Raw genomic sequence first — 1018 nt, 5'->3', positions numbered from 1 at the left:
GCATTCGCTAAATTTAAAACATAAACACATATAAATCAGCATGTTGATATTAACTTTACCCGCATCAATATTGTGCCTTTTCGGTGTCAACATGGCGCAATATTAACCATCAGCAACAAACAAACATCTTTAGGGATATCCATGCGCATAACGCAATACATGGCAACCTGTTTACTTAATATCCCATCCTTGCCAATAACTATGCGCAAAATGACGATTTATTCTCCGCTATCAACCTCGAAAACATCCGGTTAAAAAAGAAAACAGCAACGGTAATCTCCAAGATAAACCGCCAGATTGCATGGCGAAGATAAATAATCAGTATGTTCCCAAAAGTAAGAAATAGCACCGTAAGGCTCAAGCCCAGCCAAACTAAGCTAATAACTACTAAACCAAGAACACTAAACCAATAAACCTAAGCTAAAAAAACAAGTACAGAACATGCGGAAAGTATGAGAAAAAAATAAACAATGATCATGATAAAAAAGAATGGAACAGGTGAAGATGAGAGCGGCTAATAAGATGGTGGGGATTAATGAAAAGATGAAAAGATGAGATAGTGGAAAAATGAGAATAGGGAAAGCTAAAAACAGAAACGCACAGGATAGCGCGAATAACCCATTGAGCATCACTCAACTCAATAATACCTAGGATGCCTAGCCTCAAGCGCCCCACTCAGCGCGGCTAACGGCCACCACACCGCCCCGCTGCGCCACGACGTAAAGCGTGGCGCGATACCGTCATCAGTCACCCATTAATCAAAGGTGGTATCGTTCAGATAAGGCGCGACGGCATTGAGTTCACTTTGGAAGATAGCGTTTTTAATCCAGTAATAGGTGCCCTTACCCGGATGCTGATTATACGCCGACAGATAGGCATCCGCCGCATCACTGAACAGCCCTTCCAGCTCATACACCTTACCCAGCAGCACGTAAGACAGCCAGTTACGCTCCAGCTTCACCGCCTGCTCAGCATACATCTGCGCCTGCGCCAGATTGCCGTTATTCAATTGGAACAA

General features: G+C 43.4%; 1 pseudogene. It reads right to left on the bottom strand.

Annotation, left to right across the window (positions count from 1 at the left end):
• Positions 1 to 754 precede the first annotated feature (754 nt).
• A pseudogene (locus ACRC27_RS07355) lies at positions 755 to 1018 on the bottom strand (lysine decarboxylation/transport transcriptional activator CadC); the annotation flags it as partial.

The sequence above is a fragment of the Plesiomonas sp. genome, from assembly GCF_051650925.1.
GTDB lineage: Bacteria > Pseudomonadota > Gammaproteobacteria > Enterobacterales > CAMTGL01 > Plesiomonas.
This window is presented reverse-complemented; position numbering and strand designations above follow the sequence as displayed.